Source organism: Brevibacterium marinum (assembly GCF_011927955.1).
In the GTDB taxonomy this organism is placed as follows: Bacteria; Actinomycetota; Actinomycetes; order Actinomycetales; family Brevibacteriaceae; genus Brevibacterium; species Brevibacterium marinum.
The window spans coordinates 1,680,823-1,704,679 of sequence record NZ_JAATJN010000001.1 but is presented as its reverse complement, the minus strand read 5'-3'; the positions used below and the strand labels follow the sequence as shown (position 1 = coordinate 1,704,679).

General features: G+C 63.8%; 21 protein-coding genes. 7 read left to right on the top strand and 14 right to left on the bottom strand.

What is annotated here, in order from left to right:
* Positions 1 to 9: 9 nt before the first annotated feature.
* The 5 genes from BKA07_RS07475 to BKA07_RS07455 all read right to left on the bottom strand — a co-directional run bounded on the left by BKA07_RS07475 (position 10) and on the right by BKA07_RS07455 (position 7,304).
* The gene (locus BKA07_RS07475; protein ID WP_167950348.1) at positions 10 to 1,170 is read right to left on the bottom strand and encodes an enolase C-terminal domain-like protein; all 1,161 of its coding nucleotides are present in this window, start codon (positions 1,168 to 1,170) and stop codon (positions 10 to 12) included.
* On the bottom strand, positions 1,163 to 2,965 hold the full coding sequence (locus BKA07_RS07470) for a thiamine pyrophosphate-requiring protein (protein WP_167950347.1): 1,803 nt from the start codon (positions 2,963 to 2,965) through the stop codon (positions 1,163 to 1,165). The genes BKA07_RS07475 and BKA07_RS07470 overlap by 8 nt, the downstream gene beginning before the upstream one ends.
* A gap of 82 nt (positions 2,966 to 3,047) precedes the next feature.
* Positions 3,048 to 4,055 carry an SDR family oxidoreductase gene (locus BKA07_RS07465; protein ID WP_167950346.1) on the bottom strand — a complete coding sequence of 336 codons (1,008 nt, stop codon included), beginning with the start codon at positions 4,053 to 4,055 and terminating at the stop codon, positions 3,048 to 3,050.
* Entirely contained in the window at positions 4,052 to 5,893 is a 1,842-nt protein-coding gene (locus BKA07_RS07460) for a glycoside hydrolase family 15 protein (protein ID WP_167950345.1), read from the bottom strand. The genes BKA07_RS07465 and BKA07_RS07460 overlap by 4 nt, the downstream gene beginning before the upstream one ends.
* A 37-nt stretch (positions 5,894 to 5,930) precedes the next feature.
* Positions 5,931 to 7,304: an NAD-dependent succinate-semialdehyde dehydrogenase gene (locus tag BKA07_RS07455; protein ID WP_167950344.1), complete on the bottom strand. Its 1,374-nt coding sequence runs from the start codon at positions 7,302 to 7,304 to the stop codon at positions 5,931 to 5,933.
* Between the two features lie 205 nt (positions 7,305 to 7,509).
* Here BKA07_RS07455 and BKA07_RS07450 point away from each other — a divergent pair, with 205 nt between their 5' ends.
* Together BKA07_RS07450 and BKA07_RS07445 are read left to right on the top strand one after the other, a co-directional pair.
* Entirely contained in the window at positions 7,510 to 8,277 is a 768-nt protein-coding gene (locus BKA07_RS07450) for an OBAP family protein (RefSeq protein ID WP_167950343.1), read from the top strand.
* Positions 8,278 to 8,508: 231 nt separating this feature from the next.
* A complete protein-coding gene (locus BKA07_RS07445) occupies positions 8,509 to 9,564 on the top strand; it encodes a hypothetical protein (RefSeq protein WP_167950342.1) in 1,056 nt (351 codons plus the stop codon).
* A gap of 21 nt (positions 9,565 to 9,585) precedes the next feature.
* On the opposite strand, the gene BKA07_RS07440 is transcribed toward BKA07_RS07445, so the two are convergent.
* Genes BKA07_RS07440 through BKA07_RS07430 form a run of 3 tightly spaced genes read right to left on the bottom strand, consistent with a single transcriptional unit; the run spans position 9,586 to position 12,446 of the window.
* Positions 9,586 to 10,809, bottom strand: a complete 1,224-nt coding sequence (locus tag BKA07_RS07440; RefSeq protein WP_167950341.1) for a serine hydrolase domain-containing protein — start codon at positions 10,807 to 10,809, stop codon at positions 9,586 to 9,588.
* Between the two features lie 39 nt (positions 10,810 to 10,848).
* Positions 10,849 to 11,991 (bottom strand): glutathione-independent formaldehyde dehydrogenase, encoded by a 1,143-nt coding sequence (locus BKA07_RS07435; RefSeq protein WP_167950340.1) that lies wholly within the window; start codon positions 11,989 to 11,991, stop codon positions 10,849 to 10,851.
* On the bottom strand, positions 11,991 to 12,446 hold the full coding sequence (locus BKA07_RS07430; protein WP_167950339.1) for a GlcG/HbpS family heme-binding protein: 456 nt from the start codon (positions 12,444 to 12,446) through the stop codon (positions 11,991 to 11,993). Before BKA07_RS07430 ends, BKA07_RS07435 begins: the two co-directional genes overlap by 1 nt.
* 203 nt (positions 12,447 to 12,649) lie before the next feature.
* On the opposite strand from BKA07_RS07430, the gene BKA07_RS07425 reads away from it, so the two are divergent.
* Positions 12,650 to 13,894, top strand: a complete 1,245-nt coding sequence (locus BKA07_RS07425; protein ID WP_167950338.1) for a phosphatase PAP2 family protein — start codon at positions 12,650 to 12,652, stop codon at positions 13,892 to 13,894.
* 132 nt (positions 13,895 to 14,026) lie between these two features.
* Here BKA07_RS07425 and BKA07_RS07420 read toward each other — a convergent pair whose 3' ends face one another.
* Positions 14,027 to 14,260, bottom strand: coding sequence for a hypothetical protein (locus BKA07_RS07420; RefSeq protein ID WP_167949059.1), 234 nt, complete (start codon positions 14,258 to 14,260; stop codon positions 14,027 to 14,029).
* 97 nt (positions 14,261 to 14,357) lie between these two features.
* On the opposite strand from BKA07_RS07420, the gene BKA07_RS07415 reads away from it, so the two are divergent.
* The 4 genes from BKA07_RS07415 (at position 14,358) to BKA07_RS07400 (ending at position 19,529) form a co-directional block, all read left to right on the top strand.
* Positions 14,358 to 15,899: a DEAD/DEAH box helicase gene (locus tag BKA07_RS07415; protein WP_245162127.1), complete on the top strand. Its 1,542-nt coding sequence runs from the start codon at positions 14,358 to 14,360 to the stop codon at positions 15,897 to 15,899.
* 99 nt (positions 15,900 to 15,998) lie between these two features.
* A complete protein-coding gene (locus BKA07_RS07410; protein ID WP_167950337.1) occupies positions 15,999 to 16,709 on the top strand; it encodes a GntR family transcriptional regulator in 711 nt (236 codons plus the stop codon).
* Between the two features lie 169 nt (positions 16,710 to 16,878).
* A complete protein-coding gene (gene lhgO / locus BKA07_RS07405; protein ID WP_167950336.1) occupies positions 16,879 to 18,168 on the top strand; it encodes an L-2-hydroxyglutarate oxidase in 1,290 nt (429 codons plus the stop codon).
* A 5-nt stretch (positions 18,169 to 18,173) separates the two neighbouring features.
* The gene (locus tag BKA07_RS07400) at positions 18,174 to 19,529 is read left to right on the top strand and encodes an MFS transporter (protein WP_167950335.1); all 1,356 of its coding nucleotides are present in this window, start codon (positions 18,174 to 18,176) and stop codon (positions 19,527 to 19,529) included.
* 18 nt (positions 19,530 to 19,547) lie between these two features.
* Here the strand turns inward: BKA07_RS07400 and BKA07_RS07395 are convergent, their stop codons facing one another.
* From BKA07_RS07395 to BKA07_RS07375, 5 genes are all read right to left on the bottom strand, one after another.
* A complete protein-coding gene (locus tag BKA07_RS07395) occupies positions 19,548 to 19,895 on the bottom strand; it encodes a hypothetical protein (RefSeq protein ID WP_167950334.1) in 348 nt (115 codons plus the stop codon).
* Between the two features lie 44 nt (positions 19,896 to 19,939).
* The gene (locus BKA07_RS07390; protein WP_167950333.1) at positions 19,940 to 20,764 is read right to left on the bottom strand and encodes a DUF1206 domain-containing protein; all 825 of its coding nucleotides are present in this window, start codon (positions 20,762 to 20,764) and stop codon (positions 19,940 to 19,942) included.
* 180 nt (positions 20,765 to 20,944) lie between these two features.
* Complete coding sequence (locus BKA07_RS07385) at positions 20,945 to 21,748, bottom strand: ABC transporter permease (RefSeq protein ID WP_167950332.1); 804 nt, start codon at positions 21,746 to 21,748, stop codon at positions 20,945 to 20,947.
* Positions 21,749 to 21,756: 8 nt separating this feature from the next.
* Positions 21,757 to 22,656, bottom strand: a complete 900-nt coding sequence (locus BKA07_RS07380) for an ABC transporter permease (RefSeq protein WP_167950331.1) — start codon at positions 22,654 to 22,656, stop codon at positions 21,757 to 21,759.
* A 6-nt stretch (positions 22,657 to 22,662) separates the two neighbouring features.
* Complete coding sequence (locus BKA07_RS07375) at positions 22,663 to 23,847, bottom strand: ABC transporter substrate-binding protein (RefSeq protein ID WP_167950330.1); 1,185 nt, start codon at positions 23,845 to 23,847, stop codon at positions 22,663 to 22,665.
* Between the last annotated feature and the right edge of the window lie 10 nt (positions 23,848 to 23,857).

The following is a 23,857-nucleotide window of genomic DNA, read 5'->3' as shown; positions in this document are numbered from 1 at the left end:
AATGGCTCCTCAGGCGACTCGGAAGGGTTCCAGATCGGTCTCACGAACGGTGAGTCCGTGGCCGGGAGTGCTGTGGTCCGGCCGCAGGACACCCAGCTGCGGTTGCAGCACCCCGTCGAAGGCACGGGCCTCGATGCGCACGTGATCGGCGAAGTACTCCAGATGTCTTCGGCGCCGGACCGAGGTGAGCACATGCGCGCTCAGCTGCGGTGCGCCGTGGCTGGAGAGGTCGATGTTCGCGGCCTCGCACAGGGCGGACGCGCGCAGGAGACCGGTGATCCCGCCGCAGCGTGTGACATCGGCCTGGAGGCAGTCGACCGCGCCGGCGTCGAGGAGACTGCGGAAGTGGGTGATGTCCCAGCCGTACTCACCGGCCGTGATCTCCATCCCTGCCGGTGCTCGATCACGCAGCAGCCGCAGGCCGGCGACGTCATCGGAACTCACGGGCTCTTCGAACCAGGTCACATCGTGGGTGGTGAACGCCTCGGCGATGGCGAGCGCCTGTTTGCGGGCGTAGGCGCCGTTGCCGTCGACGAACAGGTCCAGACCGTCACCGATGACGTGTCGGGCGAACTCGACGCGACGGGGGTCGTCGGCGGGGTCCGTGCCCACCTTGATCTTGACGGCCGGCAGTCCCTCCTCGACCCATCCTTCGAGCTGGCGGCCCAGCTCATGGTCATCGAAATTCGTGAAGCCGCCGCTGCCGTAGGCCGGGACGCTGTCGTGGCAGCCGTCGAGGAGGACGACGAGGGGGATGCCCAGCAGGCGCGCATTGAGGTCCCAGAGTGCCACATCGACCGCCGACACTGCGGCGGCGACCGGTCCGCGAAAGCCCTGGTTGCGCACCGCGTGGGCCATCGCGTCCCAGTCCCCGCCCGGTGCCATTGCGTCCCGGCCTGCGACGACCGGACTGAGAGTGTCGTCGACGATGCGTGCGGCCGCGGCCGGTGCGTAGGTGTATCCGACGCCGAGGTGGCCGCCGCCGTGCACGCGCACGATCACGATCGTGGTCGCCGACCAGGTCAGGGTGCCGTCGGTCTCGGTCTGCTCGAGCGGCATGTCGTACGCGGCAACGTCGACCCTGCTGATGGTCGCTTCCCCGACCGCCGCAGGTCTGGTCCCGGCCACAGCCCGTCCGACCCCGCCCGGAGCCGGGGCGGCCTCACTCATCGGGGGTCAGACCCATCCGGGCGAAGAGTCGGGCCGCCGCTGCCCGCGAACTCTGGTTGACGACGCGACCCATCTCGGGATCGCCCGACAGCAGCGATTCCGCGAGCCCCTGGGCCTGCGCAAGCGCGATATGTGCGGGCAGGGGCGGGGTGTTGCGGTCACATTTCATATCGATGATGACGGGGCGATCGGCGGCGAACGCTTCATCGAAGGCGGGACCGATGTCTCCCGTTTCCTCCACGCGCACGCCCTTGAGACCGAGCATCTCGGCATATCCGGCATAGTCCATCGGTTCGACCATCTGGGCGGTGTCCCAGCGCGGGTCGCCAGCCTCGCGCATCTCCCAAGAGACCTGGTTGAGGTCACCGTTGTCGATGACCAGGACGATGAACGAGGGGGTCTCCCACTCCTTCCAGTGCCGTTTGACCGTGAGCATGCCGTTCATCCCCATCATCTGGAAGGCCCCGTCGCCGATGGTGCACACGACGGGCCGGTCGGGATGGGCGAATTTCCCCGCGATCGCATACGGCATGGCCGCGAGCATCGATGCCATCCGGCCCGAGAGGTTGCCCATCTGGTTGGGGCCGAGCTCGATGTGGAACCCGTACCAGTCGGCCGTGCTTCCGGCATCGGCGGTGATGATGGCGTTGTCCGGCAGCTTCTCGTTGAGCGAGACATAGACGCTGCGGGGGTTGATCGGGTCGGCTTCGGTCTCCGCCACCCGCGTGTTCTCCTTCATCCAGTCCCGCTGCTGCGCGGCGATCTTCTGCTGCCACTGCGTGCTGTGCTGGTCGAGATGGGGCAGCAGGGCCGCCAGTGTGGTCTTCGCATCACCCCACAGGTTCGATTCGGTGGGATAGCGGATGCCGAGATGCCGCGGGGACAGGTCGATCTGGACGGCTCGGGCCTGCCCGGTCGGCGGCATGAATTCGCCGTAGGGATAGTTCGTGCCGACCATGAGGAGGGTGTCGCACTTCTGGATCATGTCGTAGCTCGGTCGCGAGCCGAGGAGCCCGAGCTGCTGCGTGTGGTAGGGGACATCCCCGGGCACGACCTGTTTGCCCAGGAGCGTGGTGATGACACCGGCGCCGAGGCGGTCGGCGACTGCCAGCACCTCGTCCGTTGCGCCGATGGCGCCCTGTCCGACGAGCATCGCGACCTTCTCGCCGTCATTGAGCACCTGCGCGGCCCGGGCCAGGGCATCGTCGTCGGGACGCAGCCTGTCTTCGGCGAAGCCGATGCCGCTGCGGGAGACGAAATGCTCGACGGTGGGCTCCTCCATCTCCATGGTTTGGATGTCGGCGGGCAGGACGACGACGGCCGGCCCACGGTAGGCCTTCGCCATCCGCACAGCCTTGTCGAGGACGAGTTGGGCATGCATGGGTGTGGCCACGGTCTGGACGAAGACCGCGGCGTCGGCGAACATGCGTTCGAGGTTGATCTCCTGTTGGAATTCGGTGCCGAGCGAGACTCGCGCCTGCTGGCCGACGATCGCAACGACCGGGGTGTTGTCTCCCTTGGCGTCGTAGAGACCGTTCATCATGTGGATGGCACCGGGCCCTGACGTCGAGATGCACACGCCCACTCCGCCGCTGAACTTCGCGTGGGCGGTGGCCATGAAGGCCGCTTCCTCTTCGTGGGTGGGCCGAATGTAGTTGAAGTCCTTGCCGTCCCGCTGGGCGCGGCCCATGGCACCGTCGAAGCCCCCGATGCCGTCGCCGGGAAAGCCATACCATTGGTGCAGACCCCACTCGATGAGCCGATCGATAATGAAGTCGCTGACCGATGTCGCCATTGCAATCACCTTCCCGATTCCGAGTTGTCCGGTTTGTGTCTGTGCGCCCGCCCGCCGACGGGGCTTGTGTCCTCGTCCGGTCTCACCGACGTCGCAGCAGCAGCGCGAACAGACCTGCGCCCAGCCCGAGCCCCGCGGCGGCGAGGACCCGGTGGTTCTGCGATGCCCAGAGCTGCAGCGACGAGTCCTTGGACCGGTCGGAGAAGGCTCCGCGGGCTCCGAAGTCCGTGTCCTCGTCGGCCGGGGACCACAGGTTCACCGGCTGATCGGGGTCACAATCCTCCGAAGTCTGCTGGGAGTCGAACCCGGTCCGAGCAAGGTAGCGGTCGAGGATCCCGGGGGCGATGGCGTTGGCGATCAGGGTGCCTGCTGTGCTGCCGCCGACCCAGTATTCACGGCGACGGGGATGTGTCGCCGCGTAGACCACTGCCCGACCGGCGACTTCCGGCTGGTAGATCGGGGGAACCGGTTGGGCCTGTTTCGGCAGGCGGGAGAGGACCCACGAGAACTGGGGCGTATTCACCGCCGGCATCTGCACCATCGTGACGTTGATGGGGCTCTTGTCGTGCAGCAGTTCGACCCGCAGCGATTCGTGGAAGCCTTGGATGGCGTGTTTGGCTCCGCAGTAGGCGCCCTGGAGGGGAATGCCGCGATAGGCGAGGGTGGATCCCACATGGACGATCGTTCCGGATCCGCGCTTCTTCATCCGGGGCAGGATCGCCATCGTGGAATAGACGTACCCGAGGTAGTTGACCTCTGTGACCCGTCTGTACTCCTCCGGTTCGATGTCGTCGAATCGCGCGAAGACGGAGGTGAACGCGACGTTGACCCACACGTCGATGGCGCCGAATTCGTCTTCTGTCCTCTCGATCGCCGACCTGATCGCCTCGGGGTCGGAGACGTCGGCCTCTATCGTCAGCGCTTGGCCGCCGGCCTCGTCCACCTCGCGGGCGCAGGCCGCCAGGCCGGCCCCACCGCGAGCGATGAGCGCGACCTTCGCACCGGTGCGAGCGAATTCGACGGCACTGGCCCGCCCGATTCCTCCGCTCGCGCCGGTGACGGCGACGACCCGCTGGGCTGTCGAGTTCATGTGTTCTCCTCAGTGTCGACGCTCACCGGTTCCGGATCTGCCGGTGCGAAGGCCGGGGACAGCCTCATCGCGGTCTCGATGAAGAGCGCGTGGACGAAGGCCTGGGGCAGATTGCCGCGCAGCTGGCGGCTGCGGACGTCGAATTCTTCGGTGAACAGTCCCGAGCTGGTCGCCGCGCTTCTGGCCCGCTCATAGAAGTGGATCGCGCTGGGCAGGTCGCCCTGGTCTGCGACGGCGAGCGCGGTCATGAATCCGCAGACGGTGAAGGAGCCCTCAGCATCGCCGAGGCTTCGCCCGCCATGCTTGAACCGGTAGATGTGTCCGTCCCGGTTGAGATCGCGGCGGACGGCGTCGAGTGTTGCCAGCACCCGCGGATCACTGCGGGGAAGGGCTCCACGGACCAGGGGCAGAAGCATCGCCGCATCCGTTCCGGCATGGTTCGGTCGTTGCCGCCAGGCACCGTGTGCATCGATGCTCGTTGCGGTGATCTCGGCCAAAATCCTGTCGGCGAGGCCCTCCCAGCCAGCGGCCTCTCCGGTCGACGTGTGCCCCGCGATGCTGCGCAGACCGGCGACGCAGGCCAGCCGCGAATGCGTCCAAACGTCGTCTTCGAGCTCCCACACACCGGCGTCGGGACGCTGCCACCGGTCGGCGATGATGCTCACGCACGTGGTGACGGCTTCCCAGCGGTCGGCGTTCATCAGGTTGAGCTCGGCGGCCTTCGCGAACAAGTTGAGGGCCTCGCCGATCGTATCGAGCTGGAACTGATCGCGGACCCAGTTGCCTGCGACGTTCGAACCCCCGGGATAGCCCGAGAGGCCGACGCTGCGTTCGTCGGGGACCGGCCCGCCGTCGACCCGATAGGCGGGTTTCAGGTCGTCCCCGTCGGCATTGATCCGGTCGGCGACGAATGTCAGCGCGGAATCCAACAGCGGGTTGGGACCGAGCCGGGCAACGCCCTGACCCGCGTAGCACTGGTCCCTGATCCCCGAATAGCGGTAGTCGTAGTCACGGTGGGCCTTGGGCCGTTCAGGCAGGGACATGGTCGTGGCGGCCACCATGCCGTTGTCCTGAGAGGTCAGTCCGGCCAGAACCGCGTACGAGTGCAGGATGTCCTCGCTCCTGCCGGGCCGTTCCACTTCCGCAACCGTGCGCTGCCAGGTGCGGTACGTCCGCTCCAGTTCCTCGGCGGCGTCGATGGGGCTCTCCGGCAGCCGGCTTCGGGCCAGCTCCAGCGCGAGCACATGCTCTTCGCCTTCGTCCAGCTCGAACTCGACCTGCAGACGTCCGTCCTCGGCCACCTCGGCGTCCGGGGCTCCTTGCCAGCGCATCCGCACGTCATCGACCTGCCCCGTCCAGATTCCGTCGTCGACTGTCGCCTCGGAGACAACGTTGCCGCTGAAACCCGATGAGGGCTGGAGCACCACGCTGACGCGCGCGGTCCCCGAGACGGCTCGGATCCGGCGCAGGATGACGGCCGTGTCGACGTCGGTGGGGTAGGACAGCGAGTCCTCACAGACGATGACGGACTCGGTCGTCACCCATTTCTGGCACCAGACCAATGATCCCGGCCGGTAGCTGCCGCCCCAGACGTTCCAGCTGTCGCTGGGCGTGACGGTGTATTCGCCACGTCCGCCGATGAGGGTGGCGAAGACCGGTTCATCATGCCAGCGGGGCACGCACATCCACAGGATGTTTCCATGCGGGCCGATGACACCACCACGCTCTCCGTCTGCGATGAGGGCGTGCTCGCGCAGAACCTGCGGCCGGAACCCGCCATTGTCGGTCGGGGTTCGCTCTCCGGATGCCGTGACCGTGGAGAAGGCCTCTCCTGTCATGCTGTCCTCCCCTGCTCTGAAGTTCTCGCATGCCGAGTCAGGGGGTGCGGATGAGCTTCTTGTTGATGAACTCCTGGATTCCCTCTGCGCCGAGTTCGCGACCGACACCGGAACGCTTCGTGCCACCGAAGGGCAGGTCCGGTTCGGTCCAGGTGGCCTGATTGATCCAGACCATCCCGGTGTCGACTCGGTCCGCGACGCGCTGGGCCTTCTCGATGTCGGCGCTGACGACGGTACCGCCGAGGCCGAACGATGAGTCATTGGCCAAGGCTATGGCCTCATCTTCGTCTGCCACGGAGTAGACCACGGCGACGGGACCGAACAGCTCTTCCGAGTAGGCCCGCATCTGCGGGGTCACTCCCGTCAGTACCGTCGGTTGGACGAAGGCCCCAGGCCGATCGACGCGTTTGCCGCCGGTGTGCACCTGTGCTCCGTGGTCGATGGCGTCCTCGACCTGCTCCATGAGGTCGGCGGCCGCCTGTTCGGAGGACAGCGGTGCCATGGTCGTCGCGGGGTCGTTCGGGTCGCCGGCGACGAACTGGGACATCTTCTCCGTCAGCAGCCGAACGAACTCGTCGTAGCTGTCGTCGAGGATGATCAGACGCTTCGAGGCGATGCAACTCTGTCCCGAGTTGGTCATGCGACCTGCTGCCGCCGCTTCGACCGCGGCGTCGAGGTCGTCCGCGTCGAGGACGATGAAGGGGTCGCTGCCGCCGAGTTCGAGAATCGACTTCTTGAGGTTCGTGCCGGCGCCCCCGGCCACTGCCGAACCGGCGCCTTCCGAACCGGTCAGGGAGGCGCCCCTGATGCGTTCGTCGGCGATCATCGTCTGGATCTGGTCGTTGTCGGCGAAGACGTTGCGGTAGCAGTCCTGTGGGAGCAGGGCATCGGTCATGATCTGTTCGAACGCCAGAGCGGATTGAGGTGTGTTCGAGGCGTGTTTGAGGATGATCGTATTGCCCGCGGCCAGATTCGGTGCGGCCAGCCGCGTCACCTGGTAGTAGGGGAAGTTCCACGGCATCACTCCGAGCACGGGTCCGATCGGCTCGTGCTTGAGCACCGCCTGGCCTCCGCTGTTCGGCGACAGCGTCTCGTCGGCCAGCAGCCGTGGGGCTTCCTTGGCGTAGTAGCGCAGGATCCGCGCGCAGAGGTCGACCTCTGCTCCGGCCTCGTCGGGAAGTTTGCCCATCTCGAGTGTCAGCATTGCGGCGAGTTCGTCTCTGCGCTCATCCATGAGGTCGGCGGCTCGGGACAGCGGCGGGGTTCGGTCTTCGACCGGAGTAGTCCGCCATGTCTGGAATGCCGTCGCCGAGTCCTCGATGAGGGCTGCGATCTCCGCGTCATCGGCTGTGGGAAATTCCTTGACGGTCTCACCGGTGGCGGGATTGATGGTTGTGAACTTCGAACTCATAATGGCTCCTCTCTTGGAACCGAGACAATGTGCACAGGACCGTAGTATCTGGGTCGGCCCATATCGTCACCGTCCCAGACGTACTCCGCCTCTGCTACCCCTTTTCGAACAGTCGGTCGTCGGCTAAGATTGCGGGTCACGTTCGGTCGTCGGCACCACGCGGAAGGGGCTGACGAAACCGTTCGGAGCGCAGTAACGTGGGGACATGGACACCCCACAGCTGAAATCCCTCGGGCTCGGCATTGCCGCCAGAACCGCGGTTACGCTGGGTGCCACTCTGGGCCGGCAGCTGGCTGCGAAGGCCGAAGTCGGCAGAGGGCATCCCCTCAAGCACCGTCTGCTGGACTTGGCATCAGGCGCGCTGCAGACGAAATACCCGGTCGAGGCCATGAGCACGTATCTCAACGGTCTGCACATGTACGCCGATGACATGGGGCGGCAGGTCGAGGCCGCACATTTCTGCATCCATCTGCGCCATGACCTCCACCAATGCGTGATCTTCGATCGGAATGCCGCCGATGCCCGACTGATCGGCATCGAGTACATCATCAGCGAGGAGCGGTTCCGCTCTCTGCCGGCTGCTGAGAAGAAGCTGTGGCACAGCCATCACTATGAGGTGAAGTCGGGCATCCTCACGGCCCCTGGCGTGCCCGAGATCGCCGAACATTCCTACTTCGAGGATCTGGTGTCGACGTACGGAAAGACATTCCATACGTGGCAATACGACCGCGAGGACTTTCCCTACGGTGTTCCGCAGCTGATGATGGGCTTCACCGCCGATGGACAGGCGAACGAGGACATCATCGAAGCCCGAGACGCCAGAGTCGGCGTGTCGACTCGGACCAAACGCGCCGGTCGGGAGGACATTGCCACCCCGCATGTCGATCCTGAAGCCAACCGCTGGGAGAGCGGATGGAGCGTGCAGACGACTACAGAGGATGTGCCGTTCCGGTCGGTGCCCAGATCTGACTGACCGGCGTCGCTGTGGGCCGGAGAATCCCCGCCACGACCCAAAGAATGATGAGCATTGTCTTCTCCGTCGCTTCCTGAAGACCAGCATGCCGATCATGAGGATATTTCAGCGTGGCACTCTCCGTGCCGGCTGACACGGGGGTACCGAAAGCCTCAGAGGAAGCCCCAGAGGCATTGTCAACGTCCCTGATGACCACTATATTGGCCCGAAATGTCGAATCAGGGAGTTGCAATGAAGCAAGAGACCATGACATCACGACCACGCGGCGGAGCAGCCGTCAAAGGATCGCTGCTTGCGGCGGCCCTGGTCATGACGACAACGACGTCGCCGTTCGTCGGCGAGGCCGAAGCTCGAAGTGCCGACGGAACCGGTGGAGGCAAATGCTCGGTCAAGGAACTCCCGGTTCCGAACGGAGCCACCACCTCGTGGGTCAGGGCAGGGTCCTACGATGGGAAGCACCTCGTCGGCTACGCCACCGTTGATGGCGAGGAGCTGCCAGGGATATGGCACGACGGCGAGTTCGAGCAGATCGAGGTCGACCTGCGCAGTGTGTCCGTCGCCGCCGTCAACAACGACGGATCGGTGGCCGGTTTCGGATTCGAGCACGGCGAGAGCAATCGCACCTCGTTCATCTACGAGGACGGGGAGATGACCGAGCTGGGCGAGCCGGCGGGCGCAGACGCGACGGTGACCGATCTCAATGACCATGGCGATGCTGTCGGGTATGCGGTCGAAACCGGCAGCAGCGCCCCCGGACTTCGTTGGTCGGCCGAGACCCCGCAGACGGCAGAAGAGCTGCCGCCGGCGGGAGGCGACGGTAGTGCCAGAGCCATCGGCAACGACGGCACCGTGGTCGGTAATGTCGGCGTCCCGGATGAGGGGACGGACGCCTATGTCTGGCACCCGGACGACAGCCATGGAAAGCTGCCGAAGATCGATGATCGCCCACTGTCGGCGGCGGAGGACGTCAGCGGACCTTACGCCGTCGGCTTCTCCGACGTGGACATCGACAACGGTTCACAGGTGCTGTGGAATCTCGAGGAGAAGACCGTCGAAGAGTTGCCGGCCAATCTGAAGAGCGCCCAGGCAGTCACCAGCTCGGGACATGTGGCCGCCCGAACGAATGAGGGCAAGGTTGCGCTCGTCCGTGATGGCGACGTGACTGTGCTGCCGACACTCGGCGGAGACTCGGCCACCGCCTACACACTGTCCGAACAGGATGTCGCAGCCGGCCAAAGCGACGACGAAGCGGGTACGGGCCACGCCGTTGTCTGGACCGGCTGCTGACGGATTCTGCCCTGGCCGTGTCTAACTCCCGGCGAGCGCGTCCAGCAGGTCCTTCGCCCGTCGGTCGACGTCTTCCGTGAGCATCTCATTGGACAGGAACGAGAACCCGAGCCCCTCGTCGATCCACGCCCCGTGCAGACTCCCGCCCGCACCGGAATGTCCGAAGGCATGCTCGACGGGTCCGTAGGTTCCGATCGGGTCGGCGAGTTCGAAACCGAGGCCGAAGCGCAGCGGTCGATCGTTGAGGACGTCGAGTCCTTCCGAGCGCGTGCGCAGTGCCTGTTCCATGGCCTCGGTCGCGACGATTCCTCCGCCGAGGCGACCGGGAGTGACCACCAGCGAATACAGTTTCGCCATCGCATCGGCGCTGCCCATCCCTCCCCCGGCCGAGACTTCCGCGACGTGGAATGCTCGGGAGTTCATCGGCAGACTCGGCGCCAACAGTGAGGCGTACATGCGGTCGATGACGCTGCGGCGTCTCGGATCGTCCTTGAGGTAGGTCGAGATCGAATAGCCCGGTGCCTGGAAGATCGGAGCCACACGGTCCTCGTCCTCGGCGGGCAGCCCCAGGTGCAGGTCGAGGTCGTAGGGCTGGGCGAGATCGGCGTGCATCCACTGAGCCACGCTGCGGCCGGTGGCGCGGAGGATGATCTCCGACATGAGGTACCCGTAGGTGATCGCGTGGTAGGCGATCTTCGTCCCGGGTTCCCAGAGCGGAGCCTGCTGCGCGAGGATGTCGGCCATTCTCCTCGAGTCGAGGAACGCCCATCGCTCGTCATCGGCACGCGGTCGGTCCTCGGCATCGAGCGAGGGGTCCGGATCGACGAAGGGCAGTCCCACGGTGTGGGAGAGCACCTGCGCCACGGTCACCGTGTCCTTGCCCGCTCTCGCGAACTCCGGCCAATAGTCGGCGACGGGGGCGTCGACGTCCAGCAGCCCCTCCCCCGCGGCCTTGGCCGCGATGGTCGCGACCAGGCCTTTGGTGCCGGAGAAGAAGACAGCCAGGGTCCGTTCGTCCCACGCCCTCGCCGAGGTGTCCGCGCGTTTGCCGGCGACACCTGCCCTCAACCGGGCGACCGGTTCACCGGCCCGGTAGACGCTGAACTGCATCCCGCCTTTGCATTGTGCGGCGTGGTGCCGGAACACCGTGCCCAACCGGTCGAGGGCACCACCCCGGAGCAGCTCGTCTGCCCTGCCTGCGTCGACATCCATTGTGCATGTGTCGGCATCGTTGAGTTCGAACATCGGTGGGCAGGCCGCTCCTTCATCTCCGGGGTGTGTCCATCATCCCATGCCGGGGCGCAGGAGCACCTTGGAGTAGCCGTCTTCGCGCTTGTCGAATCTGGCATAGGCGTCGGGAGCATCGGTCAGCGGCAGCTCCTGGGAGACGACGAAGCCGGGTTCGGCGCGACCGGCGATGATCAGATCGCGCAGCCGGTGAGCGTAGCGTTTGGCGTCGGCCTGGCCCGTGCCGATCGACTGTCCCTTCTCGAAGAGTCGACCCATCTTGACCAGCAGCTCGCCCTTGGCCGAGTGCTCGTCCGGAGCGCCCGGATCGGAGGGCAGGTAGAGCCCCACGACACCGATTCCACCGGTGTGGCGGACCGTTCCCACCAGCTGGTTGAGCACCGTGGCCGGCTGTTCTTCGCCGTTGGCGGCTGTGGCCTGATATCCCACGGCGTCGACCCCGCGATCGGTGCCGTAGCCGTCGAGGGCGTCGGTGATCTGTTCGACGGGGTCGCTGTCGTCGAAGTTGATCGGCTCGGCCCCCAGGTCGCGGGCCAAATCCAATCGGCTGGGCACATGGTCGACGACGAAGATGCGGCTGGCGCCTTTCAGACGAGCGGAGTAGGCCGCCATGATCCCGACCGGTCCGGCGCCGTAGACCGCGACCGTTTCCCCGGGCTGCACACCGGCCAGCTCCGTGGCGTGATATCCGGTGGGGAAGATGTCGGCGAGCATCGCGAAGTCCTTCTCGTGCTCATCGCCTTGTGGCAGCGGTACGCAGTTGTAGTCCGCGAAGGGCACGCGCAGGTGTTCGGCCTGCCCGCCTCCGTAGGGGCCCATCCCGACGTATCCGTATGCACCGCCAGCCGTTCCCGGTTCGTTGGCCGTGAGGCAGAACGCGGATTTGCCGGCACGGCAGTTGTCGCAGAATCCGCAGGCGACGTTGAAGGGAAGAACGACGCGGTCGCCGGCTTTGACGCGAGCGACGCCTTTGCCGACTTCTTCGACGATGCCCATGTTCTCGTGCCCGAATGTGATTCCGGGTTCGGCATCCGTGCGCCCTTCGTACATGTGCAGGTTGGAGCCGCATATCGCGGTCGACGTGACGCGAACGACGACGTCGGTCGGGTTCTGGATCTGCGCGTCCTCGACGTCTTCGACCGCGATCTCGCGGGGCCCTTTGTACACGACTGCCTTCATCAGGAGATCACGATCACCTCCGCGGCCGCCTCGGCGACGGCCTGATCGTTGTCAACGGTGGATCCGCTCACGCCGACGGCGCCGATCACGGTGCCGTCGTCGAGGGTCAAGGGGATGCCCCCGGGAAAGGTGATCAGTCCACCGTTGGAGAATTCAATGTGATAGAGCGGTTCGCCCGGCTGCACCGTGGGGCTGAGATCGGCCGTCTGCATATCGAAGTAGCGAGCAGTCCGGGCCTTCTTGATCGAGATGTCGATGCTGCCCAGCCACGCGCCGTCCATCCGGGCGAAGGCCTTGAGGTTGCCGCCCGCATCGACCACGGCGACATTCATCTTCAGGTCCAATTCGAGGGCTCGTCGTCGCCCTGCGTCAACGGCCCCCTGAGCTTGGTCGAGCGAAACATCGAAAGTGGTGCTGGTGATGATTGCGCTCTTTCCAGACGGCTGACTGCGCATGCGGCTGCACGCGAGCAGAAATCGCCTTCTCCGCCATTGTGGACCTGCCCTCAGCAGGAGGGAACCCTCGTCAGAGCGACGGCAACCACCCAGATTCCGCCTGCCTCGGATGATCGGATCTCGTGATCGCCGCCACGATGCCCATCAGGGTCTGTCAAGAGAATTCGGATCGTCGCATCAACAAAGGACAATATTCTGTGCCGATGACTCAGATCCGACAGTGGCCATACGCATTCGCCCTGGGACTCTCCATCGTTGTCGGCGCAGCAGCCGTAGTCTCGTCGCTCTATCTCGATGTTCCGCTCAAGGACCCCGATGGCTTCCTCGGGCCCTCATTTGTCCGTCTGCCGCTGATGGCTCTGCTGATCATCGGCGCGGGGCTCGTCGTGGATGCGCTGCGCAGAAGCGGCTGGAGACAGCTGCCGACCACGATCCGAGAGGTCGTGAAGGAGGAGTGGAATGCCCACCGGTTCCTGTGCATCGGTGCTGGTCTGCTGAGCTTCTACATCTGCTACATCGGCTACCGGAACCTCAAAAACGTCCTTCCGATCTTTCGCGAAGGCACCCTGTTCGATCAGGACCTTCTGCGGTTAGACCATTGGCTGAGCGGAGGGCACGACCCTGCGATGATCCTGCATGGTCTCTTCGGCACGGACATCATGGCTGAGTTCCTCTCTGTCGTCTACCTCTCCTACCTTCCGCTCGTTCCCATCAGCCTCGGCGTCGTCCTCATCTTCAGTCGCAACCTCGCCATCGGCGCCTGGTATTCGACGACGCTGTGTCTCAACTGGGTGCTCGGCACCGTCAGCTACTACATCCTGCCCTCGCTGGGGCCGGTCTTCACCCACCCCAGTTCGTACAGTCGGCTCCCCGAAACCGGTGTCGGCGAACTGCAGGAGGTCCTGCTCGCCAACCGGCTCGACTTCCTTGCCGCCCCGGCCACCAGCGAGTCGATCCAGGGGGTGGCCGCCTTCGCCTCACTGCATGTATCCGTGACATTCGCCGCCGCGCTCTTCCTGGAGCGCACTGCGCGGAGACAGCTGACAAGGACCGCGGCCTGGATCTTCTTCGGGGTCACGGTTGTGGCCACGCTCTACTTCGGGTGGCACTACATCGCCGACGACATCGCCGGCATGGTCATCGGCTGGGCCTCTGTGACGCTCGGCGCACGGGTCACCGGCAATTGGCCGAAGCGACGTCGGCAGCCCGCGGACATCGTCGACACCTCGCTTCCCGACCGGATGCGACCGAAGCTGGACACCGCCGGACTCACGCTCGAAGATGCCACCCGCTCCCCCATCGATGACGGACTCGACGACCTGCCCGAGGCGGTACCTCCGAAGGTCGAGCGTCCGTCGCAGGTCAAGGCGCAGTCGACAGTCGAACGCCCGTCAAAGGTCGAGCGTCCGTCGACAGTCGAGGCACAGTCGGAGACCAAGGCCGTGTGATCGGCGCGCCCGATCGCATGCGGCCAGAGCCCCAGGTGGAAGGCCGATGTGGCAGGCCCATGTGGAACCGACAGCTCCGAGGGATGTATGCTGGTACCACTTGCGAACCCGCACCCAGGGTTCCCTGCGTCGTCAGGACGTCTCGTCTCTGCGGCCGTGAATGATTTCCGGCGCATGATTGCGAAGCCACTTTCTCTCGGCGATCGAGAACGTCAAACGTCGTTCCCACACCTTGCCCGGAAGCGGCTGAGCGTCACCATTCGATGGCGGCAGCTTGCCCTCCGGCACGTCGAAGGGCCATTCCATCACCACTTCAACCAATACCCAAAGCACACGTGCCTCCTCCAGGAGGAGACGATCATCCAAGCCCCGAACCACAAGCAATACTCCGACACAAGGCGCGGCGCCGGAGAGCGGAAATGCCGCCCCAGTCTCCTTCACCGAGCTCGGCGTTCCTGCTGAGCTGACCAAGCATCTCCAGGCAGAGGGCAAGACCCAGGCATTCCCCATCCAGCAGGACACCCTTCCGGATACCCTCGCCGGTCGTGACGTGCTGGGCAGAGGGAAGACCGGCTCCGGCAAGACGCTCGCCTTCGCGATCCCCATGGTGGTTCGCCTCGCGGCCTCCGAGTCGGCCGGCCGCAGGAAGGGTCGCCCTCCACGGGGTCTCATCCTGGCGCCCACACGTGAACTCGCGACCCAGATCACTGACGTGGTCGACCCGTTGGCCCAGGCCTACGGCATGACGACCACGACCATCTTCGGCGGAGTGAAGCAGAAGCGCCAGGAAACCGCACTCAACGCAGGGGTGGACATCGTCATCGCCTGCCCGGGACGACTCGAAGACCTGCTCCAGCAGGGGCTTGTCTCCCTGGAGGACATCGAAGTCACGGTCCTCGACGAGGCCGACCATATGTCAGACATGGGGTTCCTCCCCGGTGTCACTCGCATTCTCGCGAAGACACCGGCCGACGGTCAGCGGATGTTCTTCTCCGCCACCTTGGACAATGACGTGAACAAGCTGGTCCGCCGGTTCCTCCACAACGAGGTGCTCCACTCCGTCGACGACCCCTCCTCCCACGTCTCGGCCATGACCCACCACCTGTTCGAGGTGCCCGTGGATGAGAAGAACGAACTGATCCACAAGCTGGCCTCCGGCACCGGCCGCCGCATCCTCTTCACCCGCACCAAGCACCGAGCGAAGCGCTTCGCCCGCCAGCTCACGGCCCAGGGCATTCCGGCCGTCGATCTGCACGGCAACCTGTCACAAGGAGCGCGCGACCGGAACCTCGCGGCGTTCAGCGACGGGGATGTGCGCGTGCTCGTGGCCACGGACGTCGCCGCCCGAGGTGTCCACGTCGACTCCGTCGAGCTCGTCGTCCATGTGGACCCGCCGACCGAGCACAAGGCCTACCTCCACCGCTCCGGTCGCACCGCCCGTGCCGGCAGCTCCGGTGAAGTCGTGACGGTCATGGTGCCCGAAGAGCGCAAGGACACCCTGGCCCTGCTGCGCAAGGCCGCCATCAAGGTCAGCCCGAAGAAGGTGACAGTCGAATCCGCCGAGGTGGCCGAACTCGTCGGTGAAACCGCGGCCTTCGTCGCCCCGGAGCCGAAGGAGACACCGCAGCCGAAGAAGAAGACGGAGCCGGGCCAGAGTGGGAAACGCTCCTCCCGGCGACGCCGTGGCGGTCGCGGTGGAGGGAACGGCCGCGGTGGAGAGACGAGTCGTGGCGGCAACGGCAGCAACAGTCGTGGCGCTGAGAACAGCCGCGGTGGCGAAGCGACCCGCACCGGTCAATCCGGTCGAGGACACAGCGCCGCGAGTTCGCAGGAGGGCCGCCCTCCTGCACGCGCCCAGCGCAGCCGCGGCAACGACGGCACCCGTGGGAACCGCGGCGGCCGGAAGGTCTCCGAGGCTCGGGGCACGAGCCCGGAGACCCGGAAGCGCAACTGCAGCCGAGCGGGCTCCGAAGGCTCGCGCACGGTCTACTCGACCAGCAGCTGAGCTATTCGAGTGTGCGGTTCTCGGAACCGCACACAACCGAATTCCCACTCACACGGACCGCTGGCGGTCGTCGCGTCTGCGGCATGGCAGAATCGAAGCATGTCCATCGTCAACCGCGGGCCGACGCTGACCCAACAGACCACAGACCGGTTGCGCCAAGCCATCGTTGCCGGCGAGCTGCCCACTGGAAGCCTTCATTCGGCCACAGCCCTCGGCGAGTGGCTTGGGGTTTCCCGCACGCCTGTGCGCGAAGCCACGGCCGAACTCGCTCGCCTCGGCCTCGTGAGCATCGAACCGAATCGCGGCATCCGGATTCTCGAGACCGATATCGAGTCACTCATCGACGGCTTCGAACTGCGGATGATCATCGAGGTTCCACTCGCTCGCAAAGCCGCGCTGAACCCGGATAGGGACGCACGAAAGAACCTCGACGCCCAGTACGCAGATTTCAAGATCGCCGCCGACACCGACGACCCCGAAGCTACGCTGCGCGCCGATCGTGATTTCCATTCCGCAGTGCTTGCGATGGCAGGCAACACCCGTGCCGCTGATGTCCTGCACGAGCAGCGCAATATGGTTCTGCAGACTGGTGTGGGCACTGTTCCGACATCTCGCTCGTGCCAAGAATGCTTTGCTGATCACGTCGACATCTTCGACGCGATCATGGCTCAACATCCCGAGGCGGCTGCGGCGGCGATGCGACGTCATATCTACAACACCGCCGAGACGCTCATCAACCAGGAAACCCGTCGGCGCCCGGAGTTCGGCGAGCATGACCTGCGGGCTCGACTCGCGTGGATCTCCGACTGAGCAGCACATATCTCCACTGGTGTAGCGACGCCTGACGAGTTGCATGCTACATGCAAGCTGTTAGGCTACCTGAAAGCTGCTGTGGTGCGAGTCTCACCGCCTGCACCGAGCGGCGCTTGAGACGAGCAGAACCGGACACACGGACTACCGGGTGGGAAACAGGTACACGATGACAGAACACAAGCAGGGCACACGACGATCATTCGCAGTGATCGGCGCCGGAATAAATGGGGCCGCCATCGCCCGGGAGATCACTCAGCGCTATCCCGATGCCCTGGTCACCGTGTACGAAAAGGCTGACCACGTGGCTGCCCATCAGTCAGGGCACAACTCCGGTGTGGTTCACGCTGGGCTCTACTACGAACCGGGCAGTCTCAAGGCCCGACTGTGCCGCCGTGGAGTCAATCTGCTCCGAGACTACGCAACGGTAAACGACCTCCCCTACGACGAGTGCGGCAAGATCGTCGTCGCACTGCATGCCGACGAAGAAGAGCGACTGCGCAAGATCCACGAAAGGGCCGTGGCCAACGGAGTGCCGGACGTCGAACTCATCGGCCCCGAGAGAATCCGAGAGATCGAGCCCAATTCCGTCGGCCGGCTCGCCCTGCATTCGCCTCACACCGCAATCACCGATTACGCTGCCATCACCCGGTCGTTCGTCGACGACGTACGCGCACACGGCGGCACCATCCATCTCAATTCTGAAGTTGTCGACATCGACATCCAGGCCAACGGCTGCACCGTCACAACCGTCGACAGCTCAACCCGCCGAGGCGACCGCACGAAGCACGTCGAATCGTTCGATTTCGTCATCGCCTGCGCAGGATTGCAGTCCGACCGGGTCGCAAAGATGGCCGGCGGAGCTGCCCACCCGACGATCGTGCCGTTCTTCGGACAGTACTCCCAACTGGAGCCCAAACACCGAACCATCCTCAACGGCTTGGTCTATCCGGTGCCGGATCCCGCCTATCCGTTCCTCGGCGTGCACCTGACCAAACGCGTCGACGGTGAGATGCTCATTGGCCCCAACGCCTTCCTGTCCTTCGGACGAGAGAACTATTCGGGGTGGAAAATCGGAGTGAAGGACAGCATACGAGTGGCCTCAAACCTCGCTTTCTGGAAGTTCGCAGCACAGAACATGAAGGCCGCTGTGCACGAATTCGGTGCCGTGCTCTCACGGAAGAAGTTCCTGGCAGGGGCAGCAGAATACGTGCCTTCCCTAAGAGGTGCCGTTTCGAAGCCTATCCCCCGCGGCATCCGAGCCCAGGCCATGGATGCTGACGGCGAATTGCTCGACGACTTCGTCATCGAGCAGCAGGGACGCGCCACCCTCATCCGCAATGCCCCGTCGCCCGGGGCCACCTCGTCGATGGCCATCGCCGAGCACATCCTCGACGTCGTCACCGAAGCCCAGAACCTCGCTCCGTCTACACCGAACTCAGAACAGAAAGACAACTGATCCGCATGAACACTATTCGCAACGAGGCGAACTCCCAGCCGCTGCGCGTCCTCGATGAAGGCCCGCAAGATGAGAAGAAGCGACTGCGCAAAGTCGCCGTCGCCACCATTGTCGGCACCACGGTCGAATGGTACGACTTCTACCTGTACGCAACGATGGCGTCTATCGTGTTCGGCACAATCTTCTTTCCGGCGGGTGACAGCCAAGCAGGCACTCTCTCGGCCTTCGCAACATTCGCCGTCGGATTCATTGCCCGCCCCATCGGCGGCATCGTCTTCGGCCACCTCGGGGATCGCCTGGGGCGAAAGAAAGTGCTGGTGATCACCTTTGCTCTCATGGGCATCTCCACCTGCTGCATCGGCCTCCTCCCCACCTACGCCAGCATCGGGGTGTGGGCACCGGTCCTGTTGGTGGCCCTGCGAGTGTTCCAGGGCATGGGGGCCGGCGCCGAATACGCCTCCGCAGCGGTGAACTCCTACGAGCATGCGCACGAATCACGCCGCGGGCGCCAGGGCGCGTGGCCGGCACTCGGTCTCAACATCGGACTCGTGCTCTCCTCGGCAACGATCTTCATCCTGACCTTGCAAGGCGATGAGTTCCTCATGTCCGGCGGATGGCGGATTCCGTTCATCATCTCCGTTATCCTCGTCGCCGTCGGCATGTGGATCCGGTCTTCCCTGCCGGAGTCTCCGGAATTCGAGCAGAAAGTCGAAGAGAAGATTGAGAATGAGGAGAAGGCTGCGCCGAAGTTCTTCGATGTCTTCGTCCATCACTGGCGCCCCCTGGCAGTCGTCTTCATCATCGCCATCGGTTACAACGCGGTGAGCTACATCTTCAAAACGTTTTCGCTGGCCTATCTCGACGAGTTCCAAGGAGTCTCGGCCAACGTCACCTCCGGAGCAGTCATGGTGGCGGGAATGGTCGCCATCGTCACCGTCCCGGCCTTCGGGGAAATGTGCGACAAGTTCGGTTCGAAGACAGTGATCATGACTGGCGGCGTCCTTTCCGCAGTCTTCGCTTTCGTCTTCCTCGCCCTGCTTCAGGAGTCGAGCACGTTCATGGTCTACCTCGCCATCGCGATTGGCACGGGCGTGCTGGCGCCGATGATGTTCTCCGCCCAAGGATCGTTCCTCTCTCGCCAATTCCCACCTGAAGCAAGGTCTGCAGGTGTCGGCACCGCACGCGAGATCGGCACCGCAGTGGCCGGCGGACTGGCACCGCTGGGTGCCTTGTCGCTGGTAGTGTCGTCGCCGAGCAATTCCACGACCGGAGTCGGCTGGGTGCTCGTGATCGCCGGTGTGCTTGTGGCCATCGGGGCACTGCTCGATCAGGGCAGACGATACTCCAACGAACGGAACTGAACGGACACCTCGTCGGCTTCACCGGAGGCTGACTGATTCGGCTCCCACGCTCGCCAACAGCCCGAGGACCGCGATCAGTGCCATGCCGATCATCGCCGCGGCCATGATTCGCAGCCGCACCTTGCCGGGTCGGACCAGGAATCGGACGAGCAGCAGCACAACGTAGAGCCCAGCGACGACAGCGCCGGTCGCGATCACGAGCGGCGCTGCTGTTCCGCTGCTGACGAAGACCCATGCCAGCACGATGGCAATGACGAGCAGAAACAGTCCGCCCGAGACGATCCACACCGTTCCGGACGAACTCCTGAGCGCGGGCTGATCGCGGATCTTGGTGGGGTCAAGACGTTCGCGGGGGCGTTCATCCATGCGAATCAGTCTAGTGTTGGCACATCTGTCTGGCTATTGATCGTTCAATAGTCGTTTGCCATCGTGCCGATCTTCGCCCGGCAACCCAGGTAGAGCCCATAGCTGATGAGCCCACAGCCCGCTGCGGTCAGCAATGCGGGCCCGAACTGCTGCTGGCGCATGGTTTGGAACACGGCACCGACGCCTTCGGCCTTTGACGGGTCGAAGGCGAAGGCCGAATAGGCCACGAGCGCTCCGGCGAAGCAGACGATTGCGCCTTTTGCTGGATAGCCGATAGCGCCAAGGATGACGGCTGTCGTCCCGAATCCTCCGTCCGTGGTTTTCAGGTTCTTACGATGGCCGCGCCGGATGCCTTTGACGATGAAGAATACACCGAAGCCGAATATCACCGCACCGACTGCGGCCAGCATCAGCCGCCCTTGCAGCGTTTGCATCAATTCCAAGCTGAGGTGCGACTTCTTTGCACGGCTTCTGCTGTCGGACCCGCCTAGCGCGAACGTCGCAGTGGCAACCGCGAGGGCGATATAGATGACGGTCAGTCCGATCGAGCTCCCCTTTTGGATGACGCGGTTGTGTGTGGACCGGTATCGGTGGCCGAACACGACCTCCAACGTTTGCCAGACCGCCAGAGCTGCGAAAGTCAGAAACGCAGCCCAGAGCACGAGGAACCCCTCAGGCAGGTCGGCGACCTCGGTCATGACACTCGCCTCAGTCGGTTTCCCACCGTGACCGGTCGCGACTCGAATCGAGATGACGCCTATCAGCACATGAAGCACGCCATTCATTGCGAAGCCGGCCCGCGCTACGACTTCGAACGTCGTAGAGTTCGTGGCCGCGTTCGCGGCGGCGGCCGCTTCGGACTCACTCATCTACGCTACGCGAGTGCTGAGCTGGCGACGACCGTGAAGCGAGACCCTTCTCGTGGCCAAGAACCGGTCGAAAAGCTCGAATGATCGCGTCGGGTTCATTCATGTGCGCCTCTGTTCATGAATTGCGGTATTCGATACCCTGCCACTGTACTGCGCACAGTTGAAAGATGACGTTGGCGATCAGGCTGCCCCGGTGGCTGCCTTGCCTCCGATCTTGTTCGCCAGCATGATCGGAATGATCGAGACGATGACGAGGAATGTCGCGATGACATTGACGATCGGAGCCTGATTGGGTCTGAACATATTGTCGAAGATCCAGATCGGCAGGGTCTGCACACCGGCCCCTGCGGTGAACTGCGTGACGATGATCTCGTCGAATGAGAGTCCGAATGCGAGCAAGCCACCGGCGAGCAGCGCGCTACGCAGCTGAGGGAAGGTGACGAGACGGAACGTGGTGAAGGAATCCGCCCCGAGGTCCATCGCCGCGTCGCGGAGGTTTCCGGAGAGTCTGCGCATCCTGGCAAAGACATTGTTGTAGATCGTGACGATGCAGAATGTCGCATGCGCTGTGATCACGGTGAGCAGGCCGAGTTTCCACCCGAGCATGGTCGTGAATGCGTTGTTCAACGCGATACCGGTGATGATCCCCGGCAGCGCAATCGGCAGAACGACGAGCAGGTTCACCGCTTCCTTGCCGAAGAATTCGAATCGGTCGAGCGCCAGTGACGCAAGCGTGCCGAGGACGAGTGCGATCACTGTCGCGCACGCTGCAACGAGGAGACTCGTCCCCAACGCAGACAGCGCGCCCCGGTCGCTGAACGCCCTGATCCACCATTCGAAGGTGAAGGACTGCGGGGGCCAGCCGAGAGACTGGCTGGCGTTGAAGGAGTTGATGACGACGATGATCAAGGGAATATAGACGAAAGCCAGAACCGCGCAGACTATGGCACTGAGAACGGCTTTGACCGGGAATGGAATTCTCATTGTGTGTCCTAAAGATTCTTCAGCGCACCGGTGTGGCGAATGGCTGTCAGGTAGATGAGGATGACCACGATAGGAATGAACGCTGTGGCTGCGGCCAACGGCATATTGCCACCGGTGCCGACATTCGAGTAGATCAGCGTTCCCAGCAGTTGCTGCGAGCCCCCCACGATCTGCACGGCGATGTAGTCACCCAAAGTCAGTGAGAACGAGAAGATCGAACCCGCGATGACCGAAGGCCAGACCAAGGGAATGATCACCGCAGTGAACGTCTTCCATCCCTTGGCGCCGAGGTCGCCGGCTGCTTCGATGAGGCTGTCCGGAATCCGTTCGAATCCGGTGTAGACCGGCATCACCACGTAGGGCAGCCAGATGTAGGACATCGTGATGATCGTTGCGACGAGACCCAATCCGGGCGACCCGCCGATCGAGTCGAGAAGACCGTGTGGCGACACGATGGTGCGCCACGCGTATGCCTTGACCAGGTACGCGGCCCACAACGGCATAAGGAAGGCGACAACCAATGCTCCTCGCAGCCGTGGGCCGGCAACCTTGGACATGAAGTACCCGACGGGAAGCGCGATGAGCACATCGATGATCGTCACCGATACGGCAATGATGAGAGTTCTCATCGTCACCGCCCGGTACAGTGCTTCAGTGAACACCGCCTTGAAATTGCCCAAAGTCCAATCCTGAACGACTTGACCGGTGAAGCTGTCAGTCGACCAGAACGCTGTGACGAGGAGCAGGAGCAGTGCGATGATGTAGATGAGAATGAGCCAAGTCAGCGGCGCAGCCAGCAGCACCGTCAGCGCCAGCCGTCGATGTGATCCGAAGAAGCTCGATAGGCGCCTCCAGACTGATGTCGGGGGAGGTTGAAGTCGTTTGTCGATGCTGCTGACCTGACTCATCTGTGTTCACCCCTTGATCTGCTGCCACGCCTTGGTCCACGCGGCGTAGTCGGTGCATTCGACATCGGTTCGTCCGTCCAGGCACTCGGAGATCGGAGTCGTCCAGTACCAGATGCCCTCGGCGTACTTCTCGTCGCCGGCGTGGTAGGTATCGCAGAATTTGGGATCTTCGGCCTCCTTGCATGCACCGGGATTGTTCGGAGCTTCACCGAAGTACTCGGTGGCAGCTGCCGAACCTTTCGCGCTGGACATGTAGTCGAGCCACTTGTATGAACAGGTCGGGTGATCAGTCTCCGAAGAGATCATCCAGGTGTCGCTCCAGCCGGTGGTTCCCTCTTCAGGGAGCACCGAACCGAACTTCTTGGGATCGAGTTCATTCATCGTGACCTGCCAACCTGTGCCGGCCACGACCGATCCGTTTTCGAACCCCTGCAGGGACTTCAGATAGTCCGACCAGTACTCCGCCACGTTCGGGCCCTGCTCCTTGAGCAGATCGACGGCAGCATTCAATTGATCCTCGTCAAGTGAGTATGGGTTCTTGATCCCCAGGTCGGGCTGGTGTTCCATGAGATAGACTGCGGCATCGGCGATGTAGATCGGCGAGTCATAGGCCGTGATCTTGCCCTTATGCTCATCGGCCTTGTCGAAGACGACGTCCCAGGAGGTCGGTGCTTTGTCGAATTCCTTCTTGTTGTACATCAGGAGATTAGCCCCGTACCCGTGAGGAACGCCGTAGTTCTTTCCGTCCATAGAGTTCCAGTCCCGGTTCTTGAGGAAGTCGTAGACGTTCTCGTAATTGGGAACGAGATCGTTGTTGATCGGCTGCACATCCTGCGCAGCGATCAGGCGCAGAGAGAGATCGCCCGAGGCGGCAACGACATCGATGCCGCCTTGCTTCATGAGGTTGAAGGCTTCATCGCTCGTTCCATATGTCTGTGCGTTGACCGTGCAACCTGTTTCCTCCTCAAAAGGGGTCACCCAGTCAGCATTGGGATCATTCGACCCGTCCTCTACATACCCCGGCCACGCAAGGAGCGAGACTTCTCCTTCCGGGTCACCGAGTTCCTTGAGCTCTTTGGACTCGCTCTCAGAGTTGTCACCCGACGCTGTCCCGCATCCGCTCATTCCGAACGTCAACGCCAGCGCCGCCACCAGGGCCACGCCTCCTTTGGCGCGTTTTGTCAGTGCCATGTTCACTGTT